The following is a 26051-nucleotide window of genomic DNA, read 5'->3' as shown; positions in this document are numbered from 1 at the left end:
CCCTCTTCCAGCTACGACCAGGCGGGCAAGCCGTCAGGTCTTCGCAACCCTCTCCCCCCGATGGGGAGAGGGAAATTAATTCGCCTCTTTCCCGCGCATGAGGCCGACGACGCCGGTGCGACCGACTTCGACCAGCCCGATCTGGCGCATGAGCGCCACGAAATTGTCCACCTTCTCGGTCGTGCCGGTGAGTTCGAAGATGAAGCTTTCGATCGTCGTGTCGACCACCTTGGCGCGGAACACATCAGCCAGGCGCAGCGCCTCTATACGGTCCTCGCCCGTGCCGGCGACCTTGACCAGCGCCAGTTCACGTTCGACGAAGGGGCCGGCGTCGGTCAGGTCCGTCACCTTGTGCACCGGCACCAGCCGGTCGAGCTGGGCAATGATCTGGTCGATCACCTTGGGCGGCCCGCCGGTGACGATGGTGATACGGCTGATCGCATGATCGTCGGTGATGTCGGCCACGGTCAGACTGTCGATATTATAGCCGCGCGCGGTGAACAGGCCGGCGATGCGCGCCAATATGCCCGCTTCGTTCGAAACGGTCAGCGACAGGACGTGCCGCTGGCTGAGTTCTTCCTGGATATGCATCAGATGGTTCCGTGATCCTGATGGTCGTCGGCCTGCCCGTCGGGGGCGGGCTTGTCGTGCCGCTGCGAAATCATGGCGACGAAGGCGAAATGCCATTCGCCGTCCTGGCGATGGGCAAGGCGTGCGGGGAAGCCCGATACAGAATCGAACATCCGTTCCAGCCGTTCCCCGACATAGCGAGGTCCCACCAGCAGCGTGCCGATATGCCGCTTGTTGAAATCGAAGCCATGGTCGAGATGCACTTCCCATTCCTCATTGTCGGGATCGGCATGATCGGTGGTCCAGCCGGTCAGTTCGGCCGTGCCGGCCTGGCGCTCGAAATCCCAGGGCTCCGTCACATGGATGCGGAGCTTTAGATGTTGCGTCACATGCCCGTCCTTACACCAGCGCCTTGGCTTCGTCGGACATGATGCCCGCGATCTGGTTGGGATCGAGCAGCATGTCGGTATGCGCCGCGCCCGACGGGATCATCGGGAAACAGTTGGACAGCTTGGCCACGCGGCAATCGACGATCACCGGGCCGGGGGTCTCGAGCATCTGGCGAATGCCGCTTTCCAGATCATCCGGACCTTCGATCCGAATGCCCGTCCAGCCATAGGCTTCGCCCAGCTTCACGAAATCGGGCAGGCTGTCGGAATAGCTGTTGGAATAGCGGCTTTCATAGGTCAGTTCCTGCCACTGGCGGACCATCCCCATATATTCATTGTTGAGGATGAATATCTTGACCGGCAGGCGATATTGGGTCGCGGTGCCCAGTTCCTGAATATTCATTTGAATAGAGGCGTCGCCCGCGATGCAGATGGTGATGCTGTCCGGATTGCCCATCTGCGCGCCGATCGCGGCCGGAAAGCCGTAGCCCATGGTACCAAGGCCACCGGAGGTCAGCCATTTATTGGGGGCTTCGAACCCGAAATGCTGGGCCGCCCACATCTGATGCTGGCCAACCTCGGTCGTGATGATGACATCCCTGCCAGTCGACATACAGGCCTGATACAGGTCGGCGATCGCGCGCTGCGGCATGATTTCCGGCCCGGTTTCCGGGTAGGAGAGGCTGCGTTTGGTGCGCCATTGCGCAATGCGGGACCACCAGTCGGACAGATCCTGCTGCTGATGCCCGCGTTGTTTCCAGAGCGCGATCATGTCGTCGAGCGCGCTGCCGACGTCGGCGACCACGGGCAGGTCGACATCAACCGTCTTGTTGATGGAACTGCGGTCAATGTCGATATGGATCTTGCGGCTGTTCGGGGCGAAGGCGTCGAGCCGCCCTGTCACCCGATCGTCGAAACGCGCGCCGATGCACAGGATAAGGTCCGCCTGGTTCATCGCCCAATTGGCTTCATAGGTGCCGTGCATGCCAAGCATGCCGAGCCACTGGTCCGACGAAGCCGGGAATGCGCCCAGGCCCATCAGCGTCGACGTGACCGGCGCGCCGGTCAAGGCAGCAAGTTCGCGCAGCAGCGCGCTCGCCTGCGGGCCTGAATTGATGACCCCGCCGCCGGTATAGAGGACCGGGCGTTCGGCCGCGGCCAGCATTTCGACAGCCGCGTCGATCGCCGCGGCGTCCGCCTTGGTCTGCGGACGATAGCTGGCGTGGACCTTGAGCTCCGGACGTGCATAGGGCGCGGTCGCGATCTGCACATTCTTGGGAATGTCAACGACCACTGGGCCGGGGCGGCCAGTGGTGGCGATGTGGAAGGCTTCATGCACGACGCCAGCCAGCTTCGCCGGGTCCTTCACCAGATAATTATGCTTGCTGCAATGGCGCGTGATGCCGACCGTATCGGCTTCCTGAAAGGCGTCGGTTCCAATCAGTTGCGTCGGAACCTGGCCGGTGATGACGACCATCGGGATGGAATCGAGCAGCGCATCGGTGATGCCGGTGACGGCATTGGTGGCGCCGGGGCCGGAGGTGACGAGCACGACGCCGGGCTTGCCGGTCGAACGCGCATAGCCCTCCGCCATATGCGTCGCGCCTTGTTCGTGGCGGACGAGGACGTGGCGGATCGTGGGGTGATTGTAGAGCGCGTCATAGATGGGCAGCACCGCGCCGCCCGGATAGCCGAACACGACTTCGACGCCCAGATCAACCAGGCATTCGACCAAAATGTCCGCGCCGCTCTTTTCGGCCACGATGAAACTCCTCTTGTTGCTGCAAGCCGCCTGTTTGCGCCGCGGTACGGGCGATGGCAAGGCGCCTGCCTCTAGTGGACATAAAATGGCCGGTCAAGCGTTATTTGCGTAATAAAGTTGCTAGTTCATCGACTATATTGTCATCTAAATATCGTTCTTCACGTTGCCAGCCCTCCGGTGGCTGGTGCGCGAACCAGGTATATTGCCGTTTGGCATATTGGCGCGTGGCGCGTTGGCCGCGCTCGATCATGGTGCCGCGGTCCATGTCGCCGTTCAGCCATGCTGCGATGTCCGGCACGCCGATCGCGCGCATCACCGGCAAAGCAGGATCAAGGTTGCGCGCGAGCAACGCCTCCACTTCCGCCACGGCACCCTGATCGAGCATCTGAACGAACCGCCGATCACACCGGTCGATCAGCCACTGGCGAGGTGGCAGGAGAATGAGAGGGGCGAGGGCGATACGATCGCCGATGCCGCCGCTTTTGTGCGCCTGCCATGCCTTGAGCGTGCGCCCGGTCGAGCGGATCACTTCAAGCGCACGGGCGACGCGCGTGGTGTCTGCCGGCGCCAGACGGGCTGCTGCCTGCGGGTCTTCCTGGCGCAGCGCTTCATGCGCCTGCGCCACGGGCAGGGCGCGGACGGTAGCGCGAATGTCGGGATCAATGTCCGGCACGGGCGCGATCCCGTCGAGCAGGGTGCGCAGATAGAGGCCGGTGCCGCCGACGAGGATCGGGAGTTTGCCCTGATCATGGGCCGCGTCGATTTCCGCGCGCGCGTCGGCTGCCCAGCGCGCCGCCGAGCAGGCCTCCCCGCCGTCGATATGGCCGAACAGGCGGTGAGGCACATCGGCCATTTCCTCTGGCGATGGGCGGGCGGACAGGATGGAGAGGTCGGCATAGACCTGGCTGGCGTCGGCATTGATGACCACGCCATCGGCGCTATGGGCAAGGCGAATGGCGAGCGCGCTCTTGCCGCTGGCGGTCGGCCCGGCAATAAGCGCCACCCGTGGGCGGGATTCGCCGCTGCCTGTTTCTGGTTCGGGAGTAAGCATGTTCGTCGCGACCTTAGTGGCTAGTGGCTCGATGGGGCAGGGGGATATTGCCGAAGCTGCCGATCGGCTGCGCGATGCAGGCTGCGCGCCCAGCGATTGCTGCTGGCTGGACACGGACAAGGCGGCCGACCTGTTCTTCGCGGCTGATCCAGCCGCTGCGCGCGCTGCGCTGGCTGGCATGGGCGCCCATATCGACCTTATCGTCCAGGCGAGCGAGACGCGGGCCAAGGCCTTGCTGATCGCTGACATGGATTCGACCATGATCACGGTCGAGTGTATCGACGAATTGGCCGACTATGCGGGGATCAAGCCGCAGATTGCCGACATTACCGAGCGGGCGATGCGCGGCGAACTGGACTTTGCCGGCGCGCTTCATGAGCGGGTGGCGTTGCTGAAAGGTCTGCCCGACAGCGCCATCGATCAATGCCGTGTGGAGCGCGTGCGGGTCATGCCCGGTGCGAAGGCGCTGGTGCGCACGATGAAAGCGCGGGGGGCGCGGACATTGCTGGTGTCGGGCGGCTTCACGCGCTTTACCGGCCCGATCGCGGCTGAGATCGGGTTCGATGCGCATGTCGCCAATGTGCTGGAAATCGCCGACGGGGCATTGCTGGGCACGGTTGAGACGCCAATCGTCGATGCGGCGCGCAAGCGGGCGGAACTGGATGCTGCCATTGCGCAGGGCGTCGAGCGGGCGCTGACTCTGGCGGTGGGCGATGGCGCCAATGATATCCCGATGATACAAGGCGCTGGATTGGGCGTGGCCTATCATGCCAAGCCCAAGACGCGGGAGGCCGCTGCGGCCGAAATCGTCCATGGGGATCTGTCGGTGCTGCTCTATGCGCAAGGCATCGCGTCGGAGCATTGGGTGGTCGCGTAAGCGGCTCAGCCTTTGGGGAATGGCGATGAGGGCCGGTCATTGGCCCAAGCCGGACAGCATCCACACCGCCATCGCAATCATCATCAGATTTTCAGTCAGGGATACAAAGCCCAGCGGTACAGGGCTGTTGCCCCCGACACAGGCGCATTTGAGTTCCCGCTTGTCGATGTAGACAGCCTTGAAAATCGATAGCGCGCCGACCCCGCCGATGAAGAGCGCGACCGGAATGGCCAGCCAGTCCAGCAGGCGCGTGAGCATCAGCAGCCCCGCGCCCAGTTCAAGAAACGGATAGAGCAGCCCATAGGGCGGCAGGCGGCGTGCCAGCAGGTCATAGTTCAGGAACATGGTGGCGAACCGGTCCACATCCTGAAGTTTCAGCATGGCGAGCAGGACCATGGCGATGGCGATGAACCGTTCGGCCGTCACCGAGGACAGCAGGGGCAGGACGGTCAGCCAATTGACCGCCAGCGTCAGCAGTCCCGCTATCGCAAAAGTGGCGAGCACGGGCACATAGCTTGAGGCATTGGGATCACGCACTTTGAGGCTCAGGTAGCGCCGCAGGTCGTCATGGCCGCCGATCCGCTGGCCGTCGATGAATGTCTGGGGCGTGGTCTTGACGCCGTGCTTCGCCTTGAAGGCATCGGTTTGTTCGCGGGTTTGGAGCCAATGATCCTCGACCTGATAGCCATGACGTTTCAGCAACCAGCGGGATTTGATGCCATAGGGGCAGATGTGGCCGGGCATCACCATGCGATGAAGGCTCGCGGTTTTGGGCTGGGTCTGGGCCATGGCGCATCCTTGCATTGAGAGGGGATGGATGCTCCCCATATAGGGTCCGTACCATGGTACGGAGTCAAGGCATGAGTGAAACGATTTCCGGGCTTGCACGATCGGCCGGCGTCAATGTCGAAACAGTGCGTTACTATCAGCGGCGCGGGCTGATCGCGACGCCGCCGCGCGGCGAGGGCGTGCGGCGCTATGGCGCGGAGGATATGCGGCGACTAGGCTTCATCCGGTCCGCGCAGGCGGCTGGTTTCACGCTCGATGAAATAGCGGAATTGCTGGAACTGGACGCCGGGCAGGATCGGGCGCGCGCGCGCGAATTGGCTGCCGAGCGGATCGCTGCGCTGGACGCCAGGATCACGGCGTTGCAGCAAGCGCGGTCCGCGCTCGAGCGGCTTGCCAGGCAGTGCCGCGAAACAAACGACGGGCCGTGCCCGATCCTCACGGCGTTCGAAGCATGAGGGAATGGGAGCGGCCCGTAAGGCGGCTATTCCAGTCCCGCGACCAGCCCGTCGATCGCGCCCTGAAGGATGTAGCTGGCGGCAAGTTTATCCACCAATTCGTCGCGCCGTGCGCGGCTGGCGTCGGCTTCCAGCAGGGTGCGGGTGACAGCCTGTGTTGACCAGCGTTCGTCCCAAAGCAGGATAGGCAACCCAAGATCGGCGATATTGTGCGCGAAGGCGCGGCTGGCCTGTGCGCGCGGGGAAAAGCTGCCATCGAGGTTGAGCGGCAGGCCGATGACGACACCCTTCACCTGCTGCTGGTCGATGAAGGCGGCAAGGCCGATCTTGTCCTTGCCGAATTTGCCGCGGGTAACGGTGTAGGCCGGGCTGGCAATCGTCCATGCCGCGTCGCAGAGTGCAAGGCCGATGGTCTTGGTCCCTACATCCATCCCGATCAGCCGACCGCCATGGGGCAGCGCCTGCCGGAAAGCCACGCGATCAATCGTCACCAAGGTCATGGTGATGCCTGTGTCACCGATCGCGGCGAATGTCACTCTTCCCGAAAGGCGGACAGCCTTTTCCGGGCGTCCTCCCGCACATTGCCCCAGAACAGGCTGTAGTCATAGACATGGTAATTATTCCCCGGCAGGGTGAATGGCCCCATGTCCACAGGTTCGCCGATCATGAGCACGCCGCTGGTGTCGCAGCGAGCCGGCACGATGCCGGGTATCAACTTGGGCGGCTGTCCTTCCTCGCGCGCGTCGAGCGTTCCCTTGTTGGCGCTGGCCGGAGCTTGTCCGTTGAAGGCGCCGGTAATGGGGTTGGTGCAGAGCATGTGCGTGCCCTTGCGCGGGCGGCCGGTGTAGCCGTCCTTGCGCTCGAAACTTTCGACCACGGCGGACGGATCAGCCGGTTCGGCATAGCTTTGCCAACTGACGATGCAATGCGCCTGGTCGCGGCGGGCGCAGGCGGGCAGGCCGAGAGCGGGCAGGTCCGCCTCTACGGAAACCGGCCAGCCCACCACATAGGCAGCGACGATCCGGTCTGCGGTCGGTGTGCCGGCGATTTCATTCCGCAGCAATTCCAGCAAGTGACGTGAGCCCTGGCTATGCGCGGCGAGGATCAGCGGACCTTGGGGATTGGCTTTGAGGAAAGCCGCGAAGGCCTGGCGCACGTCACCATAGGCCGCCGCCAGCGCCTTGTCGCCTTCCGGCCCCTGGGTCAGGAAGGCGCCATAATTGGCCTGGCGATAGCGCGGCGCCCAGATTTCGCCCGCGCCGTTGAAGGCGCTGGCCTGGCTGGCGACGAAGCGGCGGGCGGTGGCGTTGGCCTCCGCATTGTCCAGCGCAGCGTTCCAGTGCGCGCTGCCGAAGGTGGTGATGTAGCTGGTAGGATGGATGAAAAAGACTGCCGCCTGGCCCATGTCTTTCACGGCGGGGGTGCCTGCAGGCGTCCAGAGCGCCGGATTGTCCTTCACGATGTCCGGGCGCGCGATCCACATCGTCGCGTTGGCATAGGCATCGGCGGGCAGCGGCTTGAGCGGCTCGAACGGTTCGCGCGGCACCATGACGGCGCGGATCAGCGCATTTCCCCAGAGCGCATAGACCGCGCTCGCGCCGATCGCCAGCACGACCAACGCCGCGACGACATAGAGGAATTTACGCGCCACCCTTTTTCTCTCCGCCCTCTGGGAACGTGCCGTTCCCATGCCGCCTCATGTCTGGCGCAATGGCGGCACCCGCGCAAGAGGCGCGAAAGCCGCTTGATGGCGGGCGGTGCCGATGGTAGCGGCGGACCATGTCGATAGACCTTCAGACCGTGAAAAAGATCGCCAGCCTGTCGCGCATTTCGGTGACCGATACCGAAGCGGAGGCGATGGTGCCTGAACTCAACAACATTCTTGGCTGGGTGGAGCAGCTGGGTGAGGTGGACGTGACCGGCGTCGAGCCGATGACGGCCGTCATCCCCAATCACCAGCGCCTGCGCGACGACGTCGTCACCGACGGAAATGCGCGCGACAAGGTGCTGGCCAATGCTCCGCAGGCCGAACATGGCTTCTTCGCGGTGCCCAAGGTGATTGAGTGACCTTCTCTATCGCCATTCGCCATGAACTGGTCGAAGGGCTGCACTTCTCTTCAAGAAGGACTGGGCTTCGACAGGCTCAGCCCGAACGGGGTTAGAGTTTTGACTGATCTGACTGATCTTACCGTAGCCGACATTCGCGACGGCTTCCGCGCCGGCGATTTTTCGGCGCGCGAAGTCGCGGAGGCGTTCAACGCCAACGTCACCGCGGCCAAGGCGTTGAACGCATTCATCGTCGAGACGCCTGAAAAGGCGCTGGAGGCGGCCGATGCTGCCGACAAGGCGAAGGCCGCGGGCGACTCCCTGGGCGCGTTGGCCGGCGTGCCCATCGGCATGAAGGACCTCTTCTGCACGCAGGGCGTCCAGACCACGGCGGCGAGCCACATGCTGGAAGGCTTTGTGCCGACCTACGAGTCGACAGTGTCAGGTAAATTGTGGGCGGCGGGTGCGGGGATGCTGGGCAAGCTGAACCTCGACCAGTTCGCCATGGGATCGTCCAACGAGACGAGCTATTATGGCAATGTCATCTCGCCCTGGCGGCGGGCCAAAACAGATGGGGGCAGGGGCGACAATGCGGCGCTGGCTCCCGGTGGCTCTTCGGGCGGTTCATCGTCGGCGATCGCGGCGCGGCTTTGCCCGGCGGCAACCGGCACCGACACGGGCGGTTCGATCCGGCAGCCGGCGGCCTTCACCGGTATTTCGGGTATCAAGCCGACCTATGGTCGCTGCTCGCGCTGGGGCATCGTGGCGTTCGCGTCATCGCTGGATCAAGCTGGGCCGATGGCGCGGACGGTGCGTGACAATGCGATTTTGCTGGAGGTGATGTCGGGCTTCGATCCCAAGGATTCGACGTCGCTCGACCTGCCCGTGCCGCAGTGGGAAGCCAATCTGTCGAGCGACCTGAAAGGCAAGACCGTCGGCATCCCGAAGGAATATCGCCCCGACGGCCTGAACGCGGAAATTTCCGCCCTGTGGGATCGCGGCATCGAGTGGCTGAAGGATGCAGGCGCGCAAGTGGTCGAAGTGTCGCTGCCGCATACCAAATATGCGCTGCCGACCTATTATATCATCGCGCCTGCCGAAGCGTCGTCCAATCTCGCCCGCTATGACGGCGTGCGCTATGGCCAGCGCGACCTGCCCGATGGGGCGGGCTTGCAGGACATGTATGCCGCGACCCGCGCCGCCGGTTTCGGACCGGAGGTCAAGCGCCGCATCATGATCGGCACCTATGTGCTGTCCGCGGGCTTCTACGACGCCTACTACACGCAGGCGCAGAAGGTCCGGGCGCTGATCGCCCGCGATTTCGAACTGGCTTTCGAGAAATGCGACCTGCTGCTGACCCCGACCGCGCCCAGTTCCTCCTTCGCGCTGGGTGAGAAGCAGGCCGATCCACTGGCCATGTATCTGAATGACGTCTTCACCGTGCCGGCCTCGCTGGCAGGCCTGCCAGCGATGGCGGTGCCGGGTGGGTTGGATTCGGCGGGGCTGCCGATCGGGTTGCAGATCATCGGCAAGGCGCTGGACGAACAGACCGTGCTAAATGCCAGCCTCGCGATCGAGGAGCGGGCCGGCTTCAACGCGCAGCCGGACAAGTGGTGGTAATCAGGGTCGTCATGCCAGCGAAAGCTGGCATCTCAGGCGGCGTGGCACGACATACGAGAAAGATCCCAGCCTTCGCTGGGATGACGGTGTGAAAAGATGACTGAATCAACCTATCGCATCCAGGGCGCAACCGGCGAATGGGAGGTCGTGATCGGCCTGGAGGTCCATGCGCAGGTGACGTCGAACGCCAAGCTGTTTTCGGGCGCGGCGACGGCGTTCGGCGCGGAGCCCAATACGCAGGTGTCCCTTGTCGATGCGGCGATGCCCGGCATGCTGCCTGTCCCCAACCGCGAATGCATCCGGCAGGCGGTGCGCACCGGTATGGCGATCGAGGCGCAGATCAATAAATGGTCGCGCTTCGACCGGAAAAATTATTTCTATGCTGATTTGCCGCAGGGCTATCAGATCAGCCAGCTCTATCACCCCATCGTGGGCGAGGGCGTGATCGACATCGTGCTGGACGAAAAGAACCCCGAAACCAGCACCAAGCGGATCGGCGTCGAACGCATCCATGTCGAGCAGGATGCCGGCAAACTGATGCACGATCAGCATCCGACCAGCTCCTATGTCGACCTCAACCGGTCTGGCGTAGCGCTGATGGAAATCGTGTCGAAGCCGGATATGCGTTCGCCCGCCGAAGCCGGGGCCTATCTGTCCAAGCTGCGGACGATCCTGCGCTATGTCGGGTCGTGCGACGGCAATATGGACCAGGGATCGATGCGCGCCGACGTAAACGTGTCGGTGCGCAAGCCCGGCGAACCCTTTGGCACGCGCACGGAAACGAAGAATGTGAACTCCGTGCGGTTCGTTATGGCGGTGGTCGAGCATGAGGCGAGCCGTCAGGTCGACGTGCTGGAGGCCGGCGGCAAGGTGGTGCAGGAAACGCGCCTCTACGATCCGGATCGCAACGAAACACGGTCGATGCGGTCGAAGGAAGATGCGCATGACTATCGCTACTTCCCCGATCCCGACCTGTTGCCGCTGGAACTGGACGATGCTTTCCTGGAGGAATGCCGCCAGTCGCTGCCCGAACTGCCCGATGCCAAGCGCGCGCGTTATGTGAACGATCTGGGCTTGTCCGCCTATAACGCCACCACGCTGACGGCGGACGCAGACACGGCGCGCTGGTTCGAGGCGCTGCTGGCGCAAGGCGCGCGCATCCAGAAGAAGAGCGAGGGCGAGGTCGCTAAGGCTTCGGCCAACTGGCTTTTGTCGGAACTTTATGGTGCGCTCAATCGCCTGGGCAAATCGCTGGACGAAAGCCCGGTTGGGCCGGAGGAAGGCGCGGAACTGCTGGCGCTGGTGGCGGATGGCACGATCAGCGGCACCATCGCCAAGCAGGTGTTCGAGATCATGCTGGAAACGGGCGCGCGCGCGCCGGCGATCGTCGAGGAAAAGGGCCTCAAGCAGACGTCCGACACGGGTGCGATCGAGGCCGCGGTTGCCAAGGTGCTGGCCGACAATGCGGACAAGGTCGCCCAGTATAAGGGTGGCAAGGAAGCATTGTTCGGCTTCTTCGTCGGCCAGACGATGAAAGCGATGCAGGGCAAGGCTAATCCCCAGGTCGTCAACGAATTGGTGAAGAAGGGACTGGCTGGCTAGCCCGCGCGCTCGTGAAAAATGACGGCAGAGGGGCGTTCGGACGAACGCCCCTTTTTTGTTCGTAGGGATGGCCAAAAAAAGAAGGGGCGCCGCCGGGGGGACCGGCGACGCCCCTCTTTATGTTCGGCGCCCTTGGGGAGGGTTTGCTGCCGAAGCGGAAGCGGCGGACCGGGAGGGTCTGTGGGGTGTGGCCCGCCGCTTCAAAGGTCAGACGTCACAGGACGAAATTAACCGTCGCGCGAAATGAGATGGCGACATGATTTTGTTGTTCCTCCGCGCCAAATTCCCCACCGACGCGAAACGTGTCCGTGCCGCCATAGAGGCGCGCGCGGCCGGTCCAGCCATTGGTGCGATCTTCCGCCACCAGCGTGAACTGGTCGCCATCCTTGAAATAGGCCGTGGTATCGCCGAGGGATCCGCCAATAATCTGACGCCGGCCGCCTTCCAGCTCCAGCCTGACCCAGCCGTCGGCAGGGTTCAGGCTGCCGAAATCATAACCGGCCGTGACCGTGCCATTGGCGGTGGTCTCGTCGCTCGTGCGATCAAGCACTGTCAAGTTGAAGGCATCGCCGCCGCCGGTTTCGGCATAGCCATCTTCCTTGAGGCGATAATAGTCGATCCCTACCGCCGGACGCAGGCTGAACCGGTTGAACTGTAACTGGTAGGACAGGCCGGCAGTCGCCGAGTAGAGGTCGCCATCCCATTCACCGTCAGCGGTGCGCGTCACGTCACCATTTTCGAAATGGCGGGTGCCCGAAAAATTGATCTTCGCAGCTGACAGGCGGGCAAAGGCCAGCAACGGGCCCCATTGACCCCGCCAGTGCGCCGCCAGCTCATATTGATCGGAGTCCACGGCATTGTTCGAACTGCCGCTGGAATCGCTGCCGTGAATATAGGCGAAGGATCCCCCGAAGGCGCCCAGACCCGTCAGATATTCGACGCCGCCGCCAGCGCCCCAGCCATTGATGTCATAGGATGCCGTGCTGCCAACGCTCTTTGCGCTGCCGAAGGCGACCTGTTGCAGCCAGAAGCCCAGCCGCCCGTCCTTCGTGCGGTAGATGCCGTTTGGATCGGAGAGAATGCGGGCGGTCGCACGCGATCCCGACGTGACGGCTTCAAACGTGCCGCCGGCATGATCGGGTAGCATCTGGCGCAAATTGGCGTTCAGCGTACTGCCGTCCGATATGCCGAGATAGGCGTCGGCAATGTCGCTGTCATTATCGAGCGCGTTGAAGATGGCGTCATAGGCGCGGGCGGTTGAGCCGCTCAGCCCCAGTTCCGACACGCTTTTGGCCGCGATCGACAGGGTGACGGTGCCGGCAGAATTATCGCCAGTCACACTGCCCTTGAAAATATAGGGCAGCAGGGTTTCGGTATCGAATGCCGGAGCGCCGTTCAGCGATCCTGCCCGGACGATGACATAGTCGCCCTCCGACCCGCCGACCTGCGCCAGATTGACCTTGACCTGTGATCCGCTGGCGAAGCTGGCGGCCCCTGATACGTCGTAGAGCGTGCTGGTGCCCTTGTCCGCATCAATGGTAACACCGATGGTCGATGTGCCATTGGCAGCGAGCGAATTCAGCGCGATCGTCCCGCCATTGGTGGCGTTCAGCGTGCCGCCGTTCAATACCACGTCGATGCCGCCGGCATTGTTGATCGCACCGGACAGGCTGGATGTGCCTCCCATCGTCAGCGTGCCGCTGCCTCCGCCGAAATCGATTGCGCCGACAATAGCGGCGGTGTCAGACAGGGTAAGGCTGGCTGAACCTGTGCCGAAGCTGGTGTCGCCGGTCAGCCTGGACGCCCCGGAGAGGGAAAGACTGTCGTTTCCGCCACCTAGTGCCAGGTCGCCAGTGATGGTGCCAGCCGAGACCGTGACGTTATCGTTACCGGAGCCGAGGCGAATGTCCCCGGTGATTTGAGGCGCTTTGGCAGTTTCGCTGGCAAGCGACTGGGACAATGTGACGCCACTGCTATTGGCGCTCATGTCGATTGCGATGTTGGTCGCGCCGCCGCTGGCGGTAATCGCACCAGTATTCTTGAGGCTGGACACCGTGCCCGAGGAATCCAGGATTGCGATAGCCGTTCCCTTTTCATCGTCGAGCGCAGCCGCCGCTACCGTCCCACCGACCACAAGATTGCTGACGGTTGCGCCGGAATCGATGACAAGACCGCGAGCAGCCGTGCCTTCCTTCGAAGATCCGCTGGCGCCGACGACCCCACCGATCTGTATCGTATCGGAGCGCGCGCCGGAACCTAGGCGTATGGCGGTGGCGTTGCTGTCATAGGAAACCGCGCCGATGCTGCCATTGACCAAAACGCCCTTCGCAATGTCGACATTGCCTCCCAGCCCGCCGATGACGAGGCCATTGGCGTCGACGCCGTCATAGATGCCATAGCCGGCGATGGTTCCGTTGACGATCAATCCGTAGCCCGATCCGCCCGCAGCTACAGCTCCGATCATCGTGTCCGTATCAGCCGCGCCGACCTGCACGGCGGCGGATGATCCGTAGGTCACGATCGACGCCGACCCTTCGGTGCTATCGGCCAGGCCGTCATCGTCGATGTCGGTGTCATCTTCGTCATCATCATCACCTGCGACTGGCGGCACGTCGAAGATAACGCCACCGCTGACATTGCCGGCGATCACGACAGCCGACCCGCCCTGAAGCAGGTCGTCCTCGTCCAGATCTTCCGTATCCGCGGGCCGGGTGGTGTAGCGATAGCCGTTGCTGACGATCGATCCCTGAATCTTCACAGCGCCATCCACATCGCCCAGCAAGGCCGCGCCGATGCTGTTTTCGCCCGTCGCGCTGATGGCGCCGCGCAAGGTGACGTCGCCGGCCACGTCGTTGGCCACAACGCCGTAGCTATTGTCACCGACAACCGTGATCGAGCCGCTGGTCGCCAAGTCGCCTGTCAATGCGCCATCCAGGCGGATGCCGGCCGAATTATTCCCTTCAATGGAGATGGTGCCGCTATGGGAGATATCGCCGCTATGGCCCGCGCCGGATTGTACCCAGATGCCCTTTTTGTTGCTGCCTTTTGCAAAGGGGCCATCTGTGTCCCCGTCGTCATCATCGTCCTTGGCGGTATAGTCCTCCGTCAGCGTGATTGTGCCGCTATTGGTGATATCGCCGGTCGTGCCGGGCGCGACCAGGATACCGGTGACGTTATCCGCGTCGTTGATCGTGATCGTTCCCGCGTTCGAAACGTCATTATTGCTGTCCACCGTCACCGCGGTCCCGCTGGTCAGCGTAATCGACCCGGCGGATGTGATGGTGATGTCGTCGGCCGATCCGCTAGCCACGGTCGATGTCCGGGCAGGCGCGGTGGTTGCGGACGTAATCTGGGTTTCTGCCGCCGCGTCCGTGCCGGCTAGTGCCGCCAGAACCGGGGCGATGGCCGTGCAGGCCAAAAGATGTCGCATGATGTCTCCTCTGCGTGCCGCGCTGCAATTATTTTGAAAGGCGCGCGTGCGCATGGGACGTCGCCGGGCCGTGCTTCCCGTCCGGCGCTGCGACGAATGGATATTCAGGCGATCGTCAAAAGGCGAAATCGATCCCTAAACGCACGGTGCGGGGCCGCAGCGGCGTGTAATAGTCTGACCGCAAATCGAACGGCGTGCCGAGCGAAAAGCGATTGCCATCGCTGTCGAGCAGGTTGGTGAGCGATAGCGAATATTGCAGGGGTCCACGCCGGAGACTGGCGGTCAGGCTGGTGTCGATATAATCGCCCTGCGTCTGCCCCAATATCGGTCCGACGCCCAGTCTGGATTTTCCGACATAACGCGCAGCGCCATTGACATGAAGGTCCGTGTCGCCGGCCAAGGTTATCCGATAATCGGCCGCCAGACGCCCCCCCAGATTGGCAACATTGGGCAGGGAAAGGGATTCGCCGTCAAAGGACAAGGCGCGTAGAAACTGCGCGGGCCGGCTGAGTTTGCTGTCATTGTAGATGAAACTGCCGTCAAGGGTCAGCGCAGGCAGTGGTCGCAGCACGATCCTGCCTTCTATCGTATAAATCCGACCGTCCCCGATATTTGCGGTCGTCGGCAATCCGATCCGGTCGGTGACGTCGGCCTGGATATCGCGCCAGTCGGTATAGGCCACGTTGGCGCTGAGCGCGAACGGGTCGCGGCCCGGCGCGCCCTTGCGAAACCCGAGCTCGAAGGTGGAAACGCGGTCATTCTGGTATCGACGCACCCTCTGGTCATCGACAGCAAGGCCACCCGGTCGAAAACCCCGCTGAAACCTGGCGTAAAGGGTAATGTCAGGAATGGCGTCGGTCAGCAGGGAGGCGGAAGGCAGAAAAATTGTCTCGTTTCGATCCGCCTGTGCTTCGGCGCGGGCGAGGTCCGCCGACGACAGGGCGGCAATCGGGTCCAGAGCCGCGCCTGAAAGGCGGCTATTGGTCAGCCGCCCGCCGATGGTGGCGATCAGGCCCTGAACGGGCTCGAACGAGGCTTCCCCGAAAAGGGTCGCCTCTTTCACCTTGTTGCGTACCCCCGTCGCCGGCGCAGGCACGCCGCGTCCGAATACCGGCACGTTGGGGATGATTTCCGGGAGGACCGTGGCCGTACCGAAGGAGGTCAGCGATCGTTGGATGTCAGACGTGCTTTGCAGATAGGACGCACCCAAAATCCAGCCCAATCCATTGTCGAGATCACGCACCAGCCGGTTCTCGGTCGAGAAAATATCGACCTTGTTGTTCTGGCGGAACAGGGCCGGCGCGCCTTCGGGTTGGGTGGCGTCGTAGCTTTCTGTCAGTTCATGCCGGACAAAGCCGGTCGAAGAGACAAAGCGCAAACTGTCCCACTGGCGTTCGATCCGCAGGTTGCCGAGCACGTAATCGGAGGAATAGGGCTGGGTGACGGCCGACGCGCGGTCTAGGCGACCCACAGATCGGTCGGCATATTGTGCATCGTCGCCCGCAATATGCTGGTAGACGCCATTGAGGTCGATGGTCCAGTTCTCATCCGGCGCGAAGCGCAGCGCCGCACGGCCGCCCCAGGTTCGCACCCGGTTGACGTCATCCATGTCGCGAGTGACGTCGTCGATATAGCCGCCTTCCTGAACGCCATAGCCCACCAGCCGCAACGCCAATTTTTCTGCAATGATCGGCATGTTGAGTGCCGCGGAAAGATCGCCCCCCGGATCGCCATGCTGGGTAACCGATACGCCGGCAGACATCTGGCCGCCATAGTCGCCCAGATTGGGCGCGTTGGGCATGATGCGGATGACCCCGCCCAAAGACCCGGCACCGTATAATGTGCCTTGCGGGCCCTCCAGCACCTCTACCCGGCCGACATCATAGAGTTTGAGGTCGGGGTCGGGAGCTGCATAGTTTAATCGCATATCACCCAGATATTGGCCCGTTGTCGCCTGGGTGGGGCCGGCAACGCCTGAATCAGCGATGGCCCGGATGAATAGCTTGTTGCGGCCATTGCCGGCGTGTGTGGAGCTGAGGCTTGCGATCCGCGCGAGCAGCGTTGCGCTGCCATTGGCGGCTTCCGCGCTGGTGAAAACACTGTTGTCGAGAGCTTCGACCATCCCTGCATAGCGGGGGAGGGGCGTGTCGCGCTTGGACGCGGTGACGATGATCTCGACCGGATCGGCCTGGGTTGCAGCTTTGGCGGCGATGGAGGACGATGCGCGCGGACGGTTGGGTGATTGGGACCTCCCGCGCTCCAGACGCCATGTGTTCGCCGCAATGCGGCGTGCCTTGACCCCCGTTCCGTCCAGCAGTCGTTTGAGTGCCCCGTCGAGCGACATCTTCCCATTCAGGCCCTTGGTCGGCAGTCCTGCCAAGGACTGATCCGACATGCCGATGCTGACGCCGGTCTGACGGCCAAGCGCGATCGCGGCCTCGCCCAGCCGACCGGGGGCGATGCTGATCCTGTGTCTGTCCGCCGCATGTGCGGGCGCGGTAGTCGCCAAAATGGCGGCGGTGACGAAAAGAAGGTCAGTCCTGCGGCGCATTCCCTTCCCTGGACGATGCCGGCTTCAAAACCCAAACGCCGTCCCTGGAAACGGCCGAAAGCCCCATCAATGGCGCGGCGCCCGAAAAGAAGCGTGCCGGATTCCTGTCCAGCCGGATCGTTCCTGTAAAGCGCATCGCTCCGGCAGAGGCAGTTGCCGTCACGGGAATGCCGAGCGATCGGCTGATGTCCTGGCTGATGTCGTCGATCGCGGCGTTGCTGTAGACCAGCCGTCCTTCGCGCCAACTGGCGACCGCGGCGGGCGCGACGTTCATGACGCGCAATCCTTGTGCATCGTCGGCAAGCGCCCGGCCAGCCGGTAGTGCGATCGCCTCCGCCTCCGGATTATAGATTACCTTGCCTTCGGACACGCCGATCCGGGTCGCCTTCGCCGTATGAACAATGTTGAACACCGTCCCTGCATCTTCGAACACGGCATCGCCGACGTTCACGCGGAAGGGATCACTGGCGTCGTGCCGGACGGTAAAGGCGGCCTCGCCGCGGTCCAGCGCGGCAAAGCGCATATCGTTTCGATCGAGGCGCAGCCGCGTGTCGCCGTTGAGGTCGATCATCGTGCCGTCGTCGAGCGCAATGCGGCGGGTTTCGCCGGGGCGCGTGGTGACGCTGTAAATGTCAGCGCGATTTATCGTGCCGATCGACACGGTTGCGACCAGGGCAGCGGCGACCGCCCCGCCTGCCGCCCAGCGCCATGCCACACGGCGCGGCGGTGCAGCATCATTGGCGGCCAAGGGCATCGTTACCGGGTCTGCCGGAATGATGGCGTCCAAATCCGCGTCCTGCGCCATCAGCGCGTCATAGGCCAGCGCGCGCGCAGGATCGCCCTCCAGCCAGATGGTGAAGGCCTCCCAGTCGTCAAATCCAGGATCGCGCGTGCGGATCACCCACGCGAGCGCCTCCTCGTTCACCATGGCTTTAGCCCTGTTCCTATTATGCCCCTTGCTAGGCCAGACGCCGCCGACCCGCTCATTCCGTATCCATTTTCTGCTTGAGCGCGATCATTGCGCGATAGGCCTTTTGCAGGTCCTTCTCCACAGTGGTGAGGCTGACCCCCAGCTCATCGGCAATGACTTTCTGCCCGACTCCTTCGATCCGGAAGCGGCGGAAGACCAACTCGACCCTAGGCCCCAGTGCACGCAGCACGCTGCGCGCTTCGTCCAGTTGCTGGGTCAGGATCAACCGGTCGTCTACGGGGACGTCATCGGTGGGGTCAGCCATGACGCCGCCCGCGCCCCCGGCCCAATCCTGCTCGCGCCGCTCGCGGCGTGTCGATGATCGATATCGGTCGAGCATCAGATTGTTGGCCATGCGGTAAAGATAGGGCAGTGGATCGGCCACCGGGCCGAGGTCCTTGGCCTCCAGCTTCATCCACATATCCTGCAACAGGTCTTCAGCGTCGTCGCCCGCGCCACGCGCGCGCAAGAAGCGCAGCAGCGCGGCGCGGTGCGTCATAAATATCGCGGAAAGGCCGGTGGCCATGCCTGTACTTGGTCCAATGCGTGCGATCAGGCCGGATGCCATAGAGGGGGTTGCGGGGTGTTGGCAATCGGCAAGCTGTTTACGTTGCCGCGAGCGTGCTTTAGCGCGGCAGGCTAAGGCCAGGCGATGAGGGATGCGGATGCTTGACGGGTTGGACAGGGCGGCAGCGATAGCGGCGGGCATGGATGCGGACCGACTGGATGCGCTCGTGACGTTTCTCGACCACCACTATATCCAGAGCGGCAAGCTGCCCCACATGCAGTTTTTCCTGTCGCGCGATGAGGTGCCTTTGCTATCGGTGACGCGCGGTGCGGCGCGGGTGGACGGGACCCCGCTGCACCCCGATGCCCTCTATCGCATCGCATCAATGACGAAGCCGGTCACGTCGGTCGCCTTCATGATGCTGGTGGAGCAGGGACTGGTGGCACTGGACACGCCTGTCACGCACGTCATCCCCGAATTTGCCGACCTGCGCGTTGGCAGCGCAGGCGAAAGCCGGCCAGCGCGGTCAATGCGGATGATTGATCTTCTGCGCCATACGTCAGGCCTGACCTATGGTTTGCAGCGGCAGACCGCGATAGACGCGCGCTATCGGGAGATGGGCTTGGACGAATTTCAGCAAAAGCGTACCTCCGACCAGTTCATTGCCGATCTCGCGACCTTGCCGCTGGAATTTTCTCCAGGAGAGCGGTGGAATTATTCGGTGTCTACGGACGTGCTGGGCGTCGTGATCGAGCGATTGACGGGAACGGACCTGCAAAGCCATTTCGAGCGCGCCATCTTCACGCCGCTGGGCATGGAAGACACCGGCTTTGTGCTGCCCGACAGCAAGACGGCGCGCATGACGGACGCCTGGCGGCTGGAGGAAAGCGGGGCGCGCGTTCCCGCCGACCTGGGTGCGCGCAGCGGTTGGCGGCGCGCCGGATGTTTCTTTTCGGGCGGCGGCGGGCTGGTGTCGAGCGTCGCCGACTATCATCGGTTCGCCCGGATGTTGCTGCGCGGTGGCGAACTCGATGGCACGCGTCTGCTGTCGGAGGAGACGGTCGCGGCGATGCGGACCAACCAGTTGCCCGGCGGCAGCGATCTGGCGGGCATGTCGAGCGCGATGTTCAGCGAGGCGGATTATCAGGATGTGGGTTTCGGCCTGAGCTTCGCCATGGGGTTGGAGAGGGGCGAATATTATTGGGGTGGTGTGTTTTCGACCTATTTCTGGATCGACCCGGTGGAACGGCTGATCGGGATATTCATGACCCAGCTTCTGCCATCCAGCGCCTATCCTGTGCGGGCGCAAATGCGCGCGGCCGTGTCTGAGGCGATTGTCCGATCGCGACGCGGCTGAGGGATCAAAAGGCCGCGCGACAAGTTCTTGCTGCACCGCCGAAATGCTGATGGCGCTGGTCTTGCGCCTATGCCATCATCATGGGTGATTCAGCAGGGGGACGTCACGCCATGAACCTTGAGGGCCAGACCAAACTTCCCCGGCCCGCACCGCGGCAGGTCGATCCCGAATTGCTGGCCCGCGAAATCGTCGAGCGGCTGACCTATCGCATCGGCAAGGATGCCGCCGCCGCAAAGCCCCATGACTGGCTGCATGCCGTCATCCTGGCGATCCGCGACCGGGTGATCGACGCCTGGATCGAATCCACCCACAAAACCTACGAGGCGCAGGGGCGGCGGGTTTATTATCTCAGCCTGGAATTCCTGATCGGCCGGTTGATGCGCGACGCTGCATCCAACATGGAAATGCTGGACGATCTTCAGGCCGCGCTGGCGTCGCTGGGTGTCGATATTGACATCATCGCCGCGCTGGAGCCCGACGCCGCGCTGGGCAATGGTGGCCTGGGTCGGCTGGCGGCTTGTTTCATGGAAAGCATGGCGACGGTGGACGTGCCTGCTTATGGCTATGGCATCCGCTATGTGAACGGCATGTTCCGGCAGGAAATCAGCGATGGCTGGCAGGTGGAACTGCCCGAAAACTGGCTGGCGCATGGCAATCCCTGGGAGTTCGAGCGGCGCGAGGCGAGCTACGAGGTCGGCTTTGGCGGACGCGTCGATCCGGCGGAGGGGGAGGAGGCTGGACCGCATCAGATGCACTGGCGGCCGGGCGAACGCGTCATCGCCACCCCCTATGACACGCCGATCGCGGGCTGGCGGGGCAAGCGGGTCAATACGCTGCGACTGTGGGAAGCCCAGCCCATCGACCCGATCCTGCTCGATAAATTCAACGCCGGCGACCATCTTGGCGCCTTATCAGAAAGCAATCGGGCGGAAGCGCTGACCCGCGTGCTCTACCCGGCCGACTCCTCACCCGCCGGGCAGGAATTGCGGTTGCGGCAGGAATATTTCTTCTCCTCCGCTTCGCTACAGGACATTGTCCGTCGGCATATTCAATATTTCGGCGACATCCGGACGCTGCCTGACAAGGCGGCGATCCAGCTTAATGACACCCATCCGGCGGTTTCGGTCGCTGAATTGATGCGCATTTTGCTCGACGATCATGGGCTGGACTTCGACGAAGGGTGGGACATTACCCGCCGCACCTTCAGCTATACCAACCACACCCTGTTGCCCGAGGCGCTGGAGAGCTGGCCAGTGCCGCTGTTCGAGCGGCTGCTGCCGCGCCACATGCAGATCGTCTATGCTGTGAACAGTCGGCTGCTGGCGGAAGCGCGCCGGTCCGGGCATTTTGATGACGGCGCGATCGGCGCGATTTCCCTGATCGACGAGCATGGCGGCCGCCGGGTGCGAATGGGCAATCTCGCCTTTGCTGGGTCGCACAGCGTCAACGGTGTGTCGGCGCTGCACACCGATTTGATGAAGGAAACAGTCTTCGCCGACCTGCACCGCCTCTATCCCGCGCGCATCAACAACAAGACCAATGGCGTCACTTTCCGCCGCTGGCTGATGCAGTGCAACCCGGGTCTGACCACGTTGATCCGCGACGCCATCGGAGATCGTTTCCTGGACGATCCCGAAGCATTGCGCGAGCTGGATCGCTTCGCCGACGATGCTGCCTTTCAGGAGCGTTTCCTGACGGTCAAGCGCGCCAACAAGGTGGCGCTCTCCGACCTGCTGCGCAAGCGTGTCAATGCCCGGATCGACCCGGCCGCCTTGTTCGACATTCAGATCAAGCGCATCCATGAATATAAGCGCCAGCTGCTCAACATCATTGAGGCGGTGTCGCTTTACGACCAGATTCGCTCTCATCCTGAAAGGGATTGGGCGCCGCGCGTCAAGCTGTTCGGCGGCAAGGCCGCGCCCAGCTATCATAACGCCAAGCTGATCATCAAACTGGCCAATGACGTGGCGCGCGCCGTCAATCACGATCCGGCAGTGCAGGGGCTTCTCAAGCTGCAATTCGTTCCCAATTACAATGTCTCCATGGCGGAAATGATGATCCCGGCGGCGGACCTGAGCGAACAGATTTCGACCGCGGGCATGGAGGCGTCGGGCACCGGCAACATGAAATTTGCGGTCAACGGCGCGCTGACGATCGGCACGCTGGACGGCGCCAATGTCGAAATGCGCGATCATGTCGGCGAGGATAACATCATCATCTTCGGCCTTACCGCGCAGGAGGTGAATGAGAGGCGTGCCAATGGCTATAACCCTGGCGAGGTGATCGGCCAGAGCCGCGAACTGGGACAGGCGCTCGATGCCATTGCCAGCGGCGTCTTTTCGCCCGACGATCCGGATCGCTACAAGCCGCTCATCCAGGGTATCCATGATCATGACTGGTTCATGGTCGCGGCCGACTTCGACAGTTATTCCGCGGCACAGCGGTCCGTCGACGCCCTGTGGAAGGATGAGGCGCTCTGGGCAAAGAAGGCGATCCACAATGTGGCGCGCATGGGCTGGTTCTCGTCCGATCGTACGATCCGCGAATATGCAACCGACATCTGGAGGCTGCCCGCATGACGAGAGGGTGCAGATAAGCGATGCTGACGCCGGATCAGATCGACCGGGTGGTTACGGGACGCGAGGATGATCCCTTTGCCACTTTGGGCGTCCATCCGGCGAGCAAGGGCTTCACCGCTTGTGTCATGCTGCCGGACGCGACAGGCGTCACGGCCCTCACTCTGGAAGGCAAGGCCGTAGGGCAATTGGCCTGCATCCATCCCGACGGGCTGTTTTTTGGCAATGTGTCGGTGAAAAAGCGCCAGCCGCTGCGCTATATTGCGCACTATTCCGACAGTAGCGATTATGCGCTGGTCGATCCCTATGGCTATGGCCCCGTGCTGGGGCCGATGGACGATCATTATTTCGCGGAAGGGTCGCACGGGCGGCTGTTCGACAAGATGGGTGCCCATGTCATCCATCACGAAGGCATGGACGGAACCCATTTCGCGGTCTGGGCGCCCAATGCGTTGCGCGTCTCAGTGGTGGGCGACTTTAATCGGTGGGATGGGCGGCGGGGCCTGATGCGCCGCCGTACTGATGCGGGCATATGGGAAATCTTCCTGCCCGAAGTCGGCGAGGGCAGCGCCTACAAGTTCGAAATCATCGGGGCGAACGGCGACCTGCTGCCGCTCAAGTCGGACCCTTTCGCCTTCCAGGCTGAATTGCGTCCTTCGACCGCGTCCATCGTTGCGCAGCCGCCCGCCCACATATGGGGCGACGATCGGCACCGGGCACATTGGCGCGATGCCGATCCGCGCCGCGAACCGATTGCGGTTTATGAAGTCCATGCCGGGTCATGGCAGCGCGATGCCGATGGAAATTTCCTGACCTGGGATGAATTGGCCAATCGGTTGATCCCCTATGTCGTGGGCATGGGCTTTACCCATATCGAATTTCTGCCGATCAGCGAGCATCCCTATGATCCCAGTTGGGGCTATCAAACGCTCGGCCTCTATGCGCCTAGCGCGCGCTTTGGGGATGCGGAGGGATTTGCGCGGTTTGTCGATGGCGCCCATCGCGCTGGCATAGGCGTCATCCTTGACTGGGTGCCGGCGCATTTTCCGACCGACGAACATGGGTTGGCGCATTTTGACGGCACCGCGCTTTATGAACATGCCGACCCGCGCAAGGGCTTCCACCCTGATTGGAACACCGCCATCTACAATTATGGCCGGCGTGAAGTGGCACAGTTCCTCTCCAATAACGCGCTATTCTGGGCAGAGCGTTATCATGTCGATGGACTGCGCGTGGATGCTGTCGCCTCCATGCTGTACCTCGATTATTCCCGGCAGCCGGGCGAATGGATCCCCAATGATCATGGCGGTCGCGAGAATGTAGAGGCCGTGGACTTCCTCCAGCAGATGAACAAGGCGCTCTATGGCGCGCATCCCGGTGTCATGACGATCGCGGAAGAATCGACCAGCTGGCCCGGCGTTTCGCGGCCGGTCGATGCGGGCGGCCTGGGCTTCGGGTTCAAATGGAATATGGGCTTCATGCACGACACGTTGCGCTACTTGCAGCGCGACCCGGTATATCGCGCCCATCATCATGACGACATCACCTTCGGGCTGCTCTACGCCTTTGACGAAAATTTCGTCCTGCCGCTCAGCCATGACGAAGTGGTGCATGGCAAATCGTCACTGCTGCACAAGATGGCGGGCGATGACTGGCAGAAGTTCGCGACGCTGCGCGCCTATTACGGCTTGATGTGGGGGTATCCAGGCAAGAAGCTGGTGTTCATGGGACAGGAATTTGCCCAGCGCGATGAATGGAGCGAGGCGCGGGCGCTCGACTGGCACCTGCTGGACCATGGGCCGCATCTGGGCGTGCAGCGGCTGGTCGCGGACCTCAACCATCTTTATAGCAGCCGGCCGGCGCTTCACGCCCGCGATTGCGAGGCGGAAGGCTTCGAATGGGTGCTGGTCGATGCGCGCGCGGATTCAATCTTCGCCTGGGTGCGGCGCGCGCCCGGCGCATTGCCCATTGTCGTCATCAGTCATTTTACGCCTGTACTGCGCCACGGTTATCGCATGCGCTTGCCCTCTGGCGGGCGTTGGCGGGAAGTGATGAACAGCGACGCGCAGGATTATGGCGGCAGCGGCGCGGGCAATATGGGCGCGGTGACAGCGGATGAAGAAGGATGGGTTAACATCACGATCCCGCCCTTCGCCACGCTGATGCTGGAACTGGAATTTTAACGAACTGCGGGCGGCAGACCGGCGACTTGTGGGCGGGTGGATGGAGAGGCGGATGCAGACGAAATATCAGCCCATAGCGCGTGATGCGATGGCCTATGTATTGGCCGGGGGGCGCGGCAGCCGCCTGGCTGAGCTGACCGACCGGCGCGCAAAGCCTGCGGTGCATTTCGGCGGCAAGGCCAGGATCATCGACTTTGCGCTGTCCAACGCGCTCAATAGCGGTATTCGCCGCATCGGCGTCGCGACTCAGTATAAGGCGCATTCGCTGATCCGGCACCTTCAGCGTGGCTGGAATTTCCTGCGTCCCGAACGCAATGAAAGTTTCGACATATTGCCAGCCAGTCAGCGCATTTCCGAAAGCCAATGGTATGAAGGCACCGCCGACGCCGTCTTCCAGAATATCGACATCATCGAAGCCTATGCACCGGAATATATGGTCATTCTGGCTGGCGACCATGTTTACAAGATGGACTATGAACTGATGCTCCAGCAGCATGTGGACAGCGGCGCTGACGTCACTGTCGGCTGTCTGGAAGTGCCGCGCATGGAAGCTGTCGGCTTCGGCGTCATGCATGTGGACGAGGCCGACGTCATCACCGCCTTTGTTGAAAAGCCGAAGGATCCGCCTGCCATTCCGGGGCAGCCGGATGTGGCGCTGGCGTCCATGGGCATTTATGTGTTTCGCACCCGATTCCTGATCGAGCAGCTGTGGCGCGACGCTGACGACCCGGCGAGCAAGCGGGATTTCGGCGGCGATATCATTCCCTATATCGTAAAGCACGGGAAAGCGGTGGCGCATCGCTTTTCCAGCAGTTGCGTGCGCGCCGAGAGCGAACTGGAGCCTTACTGGCGCGACGTCGGCACGATCGACGCCTATTGGCAGGCGAATATTGACCTGACCGACGTTGTCCCTTCGCTCGATCTTTATGACCATAGCTGGCCGCTCTGGACCTATTCGGAAGTCACGCCGCCCGCCAAATTCGTTCATAATGAAGATGGCAGGCGCGGGTCGGCGACATCATCGCTGGTGGCGGGCGGCTGCATCGTTTCGGGATCTTCGCTGCACCGCAGCCTGCTCTTTTCGGGGGTGCGTACACATAGTTTTTCATCGGTGACGGACAGCATCATCATGCCGGGCTGTGAGATCGGACGCGGCGCGCGCCTGCATAAATGCGTGGTCGATTCGGGCATTCTTATTCCGCCTGGCCTCATCATCGGGGAAGACCCGCTGCTTGACGCCCAGCGCTTTCGCAGGACCGACAGCGGCATCTGCCTGGTGACCCAGCCGATGATCGACCGGTTGGAGGTTTGACCG

General features: G+C 62.7%; 20 protein-coding genes. 9 read left to right on the top strand and 11 right to left on the bottom strand.

Features of this window, described 5'->3' with window-relative positions; all coding sequences use genetic code 11:
• Nucleotides 1–75: 75 nt before the first annotated feature.
• From ilvN to miaA, 4 genes are all read right to left on the bottom strand, one after another.
• Nucleotides 76–591 (bottom strand): acetolactate synthase small subunit, encoded by a 516-nt coding sequence (ilvN, locus tag B2V90_RS13780; protein ID WP_009821240.1) that lies wholly within the window; start codon nt 589–591, stop codon nt 76–78.
• The gene (locus tag B2V90_RS13775; protein ID WP_228220453.1) at nt 591–959 is read right to left on the bottom strand and encodes a hypothetical protein; all 369 of its coding nucleotides are present in this window, start codon (nt 957–959) and stop codon (nt 591–593) included. The genes ilvN and B2V90_RS13775 overlap by 1 nt, the downstream gene beginning before the upstream one ends.
• Nucleotides 960–969: 10 nt before the next feature.
• A complete protein-coding gene (locus B2V90_RS13770; protein WP_228220452.1) occupies nt 970–2721 on the bottom strand; it encodes an acetolactate synthase 3 large subunit in 1752 nt (583 codons plus the stop codon).
• Nucleotides 2722–2821: 100 nt separating this feature from the next.
• Nucleotides 2822–3772 (bottom strand): tRNA (adenosine(37)-N6)-dimethylallyltransferase MiaA, encoded by a 951-nt coding sequence (miaA, locus tag B2V90_RS13765; protein ID WP_228220451.1) that lies wholly within the window; start codon nt 3770–3772, stop codon nt 2822–2824.
• Between miaA and serB the strand changes: the two genes are divergently transcribed.
• Nucleotides 3771–4649 (top strand): phosphoserine phosphatase SerB, encoded by an 879-nt coding sequence (gene serB / locus B2V90_RS13760; protein ID WP_228220450.1) that lies wholly within the window; start codon nt 3771–3773, stop codon nt 4647–4649. The genes miaA and serB overlap by 2 nt on opposite strands.
• A 36-nt stretch (nt 4650–4685) precedes the next feature.
• On the opposite strand, the gene B2V90_RS13755 is transcribed toward serB, so the two are convergent.
• Nucleotides 4686–5438 carry a glutaredoxin family protein gene (locus B2V90_RS13755; protein WP_228220449.1) on the bottom strand — a complete coding sequence of 251 codons (753 nt, stop codon included), beginning with the start codon at nt 5436–5438 and terminating at the stop codon, nt 4686–4688.
• 71 nt (nt 5439–5509) lie between these two features.
• On the opposite strand from B2V90_RS13755, the gene B2V90_RS13750 reads away from it, so the two are divergent.
• Nucleotides 5510–5893, top strand: a complete 384-nt coding sequence (locus B2V90_RS13750; protein ID WP_228220448.1) for a MerR family transcriptional regulator — start codon at nt 5510–5512, stop codon at nt 5891–5893.
• Nucleotides 5894–5919: 26 nt separating this feature from the next.
• On the opposite strand, the gene ruvX is transcribed toward B2V90_RS13750, so the two are convergent.
• Both ruvX and B2V90_RS13740 read right to left on the bottom strand, forming a co-directional pair.
• On the bottom strand, nt 5920–6387 hold the full coding sequence (gene ruvX / locus B2V90_RS13745; protein ID WP_198005942.1) for a Holliday junction resolvase RuvX: 468 nt from the start codon (nt 6385–6387) through the stop codon (nt 5920–5922).
• Nucleotides 6388–6425: 38 nt separating this feature from the next.
• The gene (locus tag B2V90_RS13740; protein WP_228220447.1) at nt 6426–7544 is read right to left on the bottom strand and encodes a DUF3089 domain-containing protein; all 1119 of its coding nucleotides are present in this window, start codon (nt 7542–7544) and stop codon (nt 6426–6428) included.
• A gap of 128 nt (nt 7545–7672) precedes the next feature.
• Here B2V90_RS13740 and gatC point away from each other — a divergent pair, with 128 nt between their 5' ends.
• The 3 genes from gatC to gatB all read left to right on the top strand — a co-directional run bounded on the left by gatC (nt 7673) and on the right by gatB (nt 11161).
• Nucleotides 7673–7960, top strand: a complete 288-nt coding sequence (gene gatC, locus B2V90_RS13735) for an Asp-tRNA(Asn)/Glu-tRNA(Gln) amidotransferase subunit GatC (RefSeq protein WP_228220446.1) — start codon at nt 7673–7675, stop codon at nt 7958–7960.
• A 99-nt stretch (nt 7961–8059) separates the two neighbouring features.
• Nucleotides 8060–9559, top strand: coding sequence for an Asp-tRNA(Asn)/Glu-tRNA(Gln) amidotransferase subunit GatA (gatA, locus tag B2V90_RS13730; RefSeq protein ID WP_228220445.1), 1500 nt, complete (start codon nt 8060–8062; stop codon nt 9557–9559).
• A gap of 96 nt (nt 9560–9655) precedes the next feature.
• Nucleotides 9656–11161, top strand: coding sequence for an Asp-tRNA(Asn)/Glu-tRNA(Gln) amidotransferase subunit GatB (gene gatB, locus B2V90_RS13725; RefSeq protein ID WP_228220444.1), 1506 nt, complete (start codon nt 9656–9658; stop codon nt 11159–11161).
• 214 nt (nt 11162–11375) lie between these two features.
• Here the strand turns inward: gatB and B2V90_RS13720 are convergent, their stop codons facing one another.
• The 4 genes from B2V90_RS13720 to B2V90_RS13705 form a co-directional block, all read right to left on the bottom strand.
• A complete protein-coding gene (locus B2V90_RS13720) occupies nt 11376–14591 on the bottom strand; it encodes an autotransporter outer membrane beta-barrel domain-containing protein (RefSeq protein WP_228220443.1) in 3216 nt (1071 codons plus the stop codon).
• 115 nt (nt 14592–14706) lie between these two features.
• A complete protein-coding gene (locus tag B2V90_RS13715) occupies nt 14707–17142 on the bottom strand; it encodes a TonB-dependent receptor domain-containing protein (protein ID WP_228220442.1) in 2436 nt (811 codons plus the stop codon).
• Entirely contained in the window at nt 17126–18070 is a 945-nt protein-coding gene (locus B2V90_RS13710; RefSeq protein WP_228220441.1) for a FecR family protein, read from the bottom strand. The genes B2V90_RS13715 and B2V90_RS13710 overlap by 17 nt, the downstream gene beginning before the upstream one ends.
• A 55-nt stretch (nt 18071–18125) precedes the next feature.
• Entirely contained in the window at nt 18126–18638 is a 513-nt protein-coding gene (locus B2V90_RS13705) for an RNA polymerase sigma factor (protein WP_037542137.1), read from the bottom strand.
• A gap of 133 nt (nt 18639–18771) precedes the next feature.
• Between B2V90_RS13705 and B2V90_RS13700 the strand changes: the two genes are divergently transcribed.
• From B2V90_RS13700 to glgC, 4 genes are all read left to right on the top strand, one after another.
• Nucleotides 18772–19977, top strand: coding sequence for a serine hydrolase domain-containing protein (locus tag B2V90_RS13700; RefSeq protein ID WP_228220440.1), 1206 nt, complete (start codon nt 18772–18774; stop codon nt 19975–19977).
• A gap of 110 nt (nt 19978–20087) precedes the next feature.
• Entirely contained in the window at nt 20088–22556 is a 2469-nt protein-coding gene (locus B2V90_RS13695) for a glycogen/starch/alpha-glucan phosphorylase (RefSeq protein ID WP_228220564.1), read from the top strand.
• A 20-nt stretch (nt 22557–22576) separates the two neighbouring features.
• A complete protein-coding gene (gene glgB, locus B2V90_RS13690) occupies nt 22577–24736 on the top strand; it encodes a 1,4-alpha-glucan branching protein GlgB (protein WP_228220439.1) in 2160 nt (719 codons plus the stop codon).
• A gap of 52 nt (nt 24737–24788) precedes the next feature.
• A complete protein-coding gene (gene glgC / locus B2V90_RS13685) occupies nt 24789–26048 on the top strand; it encodes a glucose-1-phosphate adenylyltransferase (protein WP_228220438.1) in 1260 nt (419 codons plus the stop codon).
• Nucleotides 26049–26051: the final 3 nt, after the last annotated feature.

It is taken from the genome of Sphingobium sp. UBA5915, assembly GCF_002431195.1.
Classification (GTDB): Bacteria; Pseudomonadota; Alphaproteobacteria; order Sphingomonadales; family Sphingomonadaceae; genus Sphingobium; species Sphingobium soli.
The sequence above is the reverse complement of the archived record's forward strand: the minus strand, read 5'-3'. Positions and strand labels throughout refer to the sequence as shown.

What these genes read in the sequence shown, in the direction of transcription:
- ilvN (WP_009821240.1), bottom strand. Translation starts at nt 591, where the DNA reads ATGCATATCCAGGAAGAACTCAGCCAGCGGCACGTCCTGTCGCTGACC.
- serB (WP_228220450.1), top strand. Translation starts at nt 3,771, where the DNA reads ATGTTCGTCGCGACCTTAGTGGCTAGTGGCTCGATGGGGCAGGGGGAT.
- miaA (WP_228220451.1), bottom strand. Translation starts at nt 3,772, where the DNA reads ATGCTTACTCCCGAACCAGAAACAGGCAGCGGCGAATCCCGCCCACGG.
- B2V90_RS13755 (WP_228220449.1), bottom strand. Translation starts at nt 5,438, where the DNA reads ATGGCCCAGACCCAGCCCAAAACCGCGAGCCTTCATCGCATGGTGATG.
- B2V90_RS13750 (WP_228220448.1), top strand. Translation starts at nt 5,510, where the DNA reads ATGAGTGAAACGATTTCCGGGCTTGCACGATCGGCCGGCGTCAATGTC.
- gatC (WP_228220446.1), top strand. Translation starts at nt 7,673, where the DNA reads ATGTCGATAGACCTTCAGACCGTGAAAAAGATCGCCAGCCTGTCGCGC.
- gatB (WP_228220444.1), top strand. Translation starts at nt 9,656, where the DNA reads ATGACTGAATCAACCTATCGCATCCAGGGCGCAACCGGCGAATGGGAG.
- B2V90_RS13720 (WP_228220443.1), bottom strand. Translation starts at nt 14,591, where the DNA reads ATGCGACATCTTTTGGCCTGCACGGCCATCGCCCCGGTTCTGGCGGCA.
- B2V90_RS13715 (WP_228220442.1), bottom strand. Translation starts at nt 17,142, where the DNA reads ATGCGCCGCAGGACTGACCTTCTTTTCGTCACCGCCGCCATTTTGGCG.
- B2V90_RS13710 (WP_228220441.1), bottom strand. Translation starts at nt 18,070, where the DNA reads ATGGTGAACGAGGAGGCGCTCGCGTGGGTGATCCGCACGCGCGATCCT.
- B2V90_RS13705 (WP_037542137.1), bottom strand. Translation starts at nt 18,638, where the DNA reads ATGGCCACCGGCCTTTCCGCGATATTTATGACGCACCGCGCCGCGCTG.
- B2V90_RS13700 (WP_228220440.1), top strand. Translation starts at nt 18,772, where the DNA reads ATGCGGATGCTTGACGGGTTGGACAGGGCGGCAGCGATAGCGGCGGGC.
- B2V90_RS13695 (WP_228220564.1), top strand. Translation starts at nt 20,088, where the DNA reads ATGAACCTTGAGGGCCAGACCAAACTTCCCCGGCCCGCACCGCGGCAG.
- glgB (WP_228220439.1), top strand. Translation starts at nt 22,577, where the DNA reads ATGCTGACGCCGGATCAGATCGACCGGGTGGTTACGGGACGCGAGGAT.
- glgC (WP_228220438.1), top strand. Translation starts at nt 24,789, where the DNA reads ATGCAGACGAAATATCAGCCCATAGCGCGTGATGCGATGGCCTATGTA.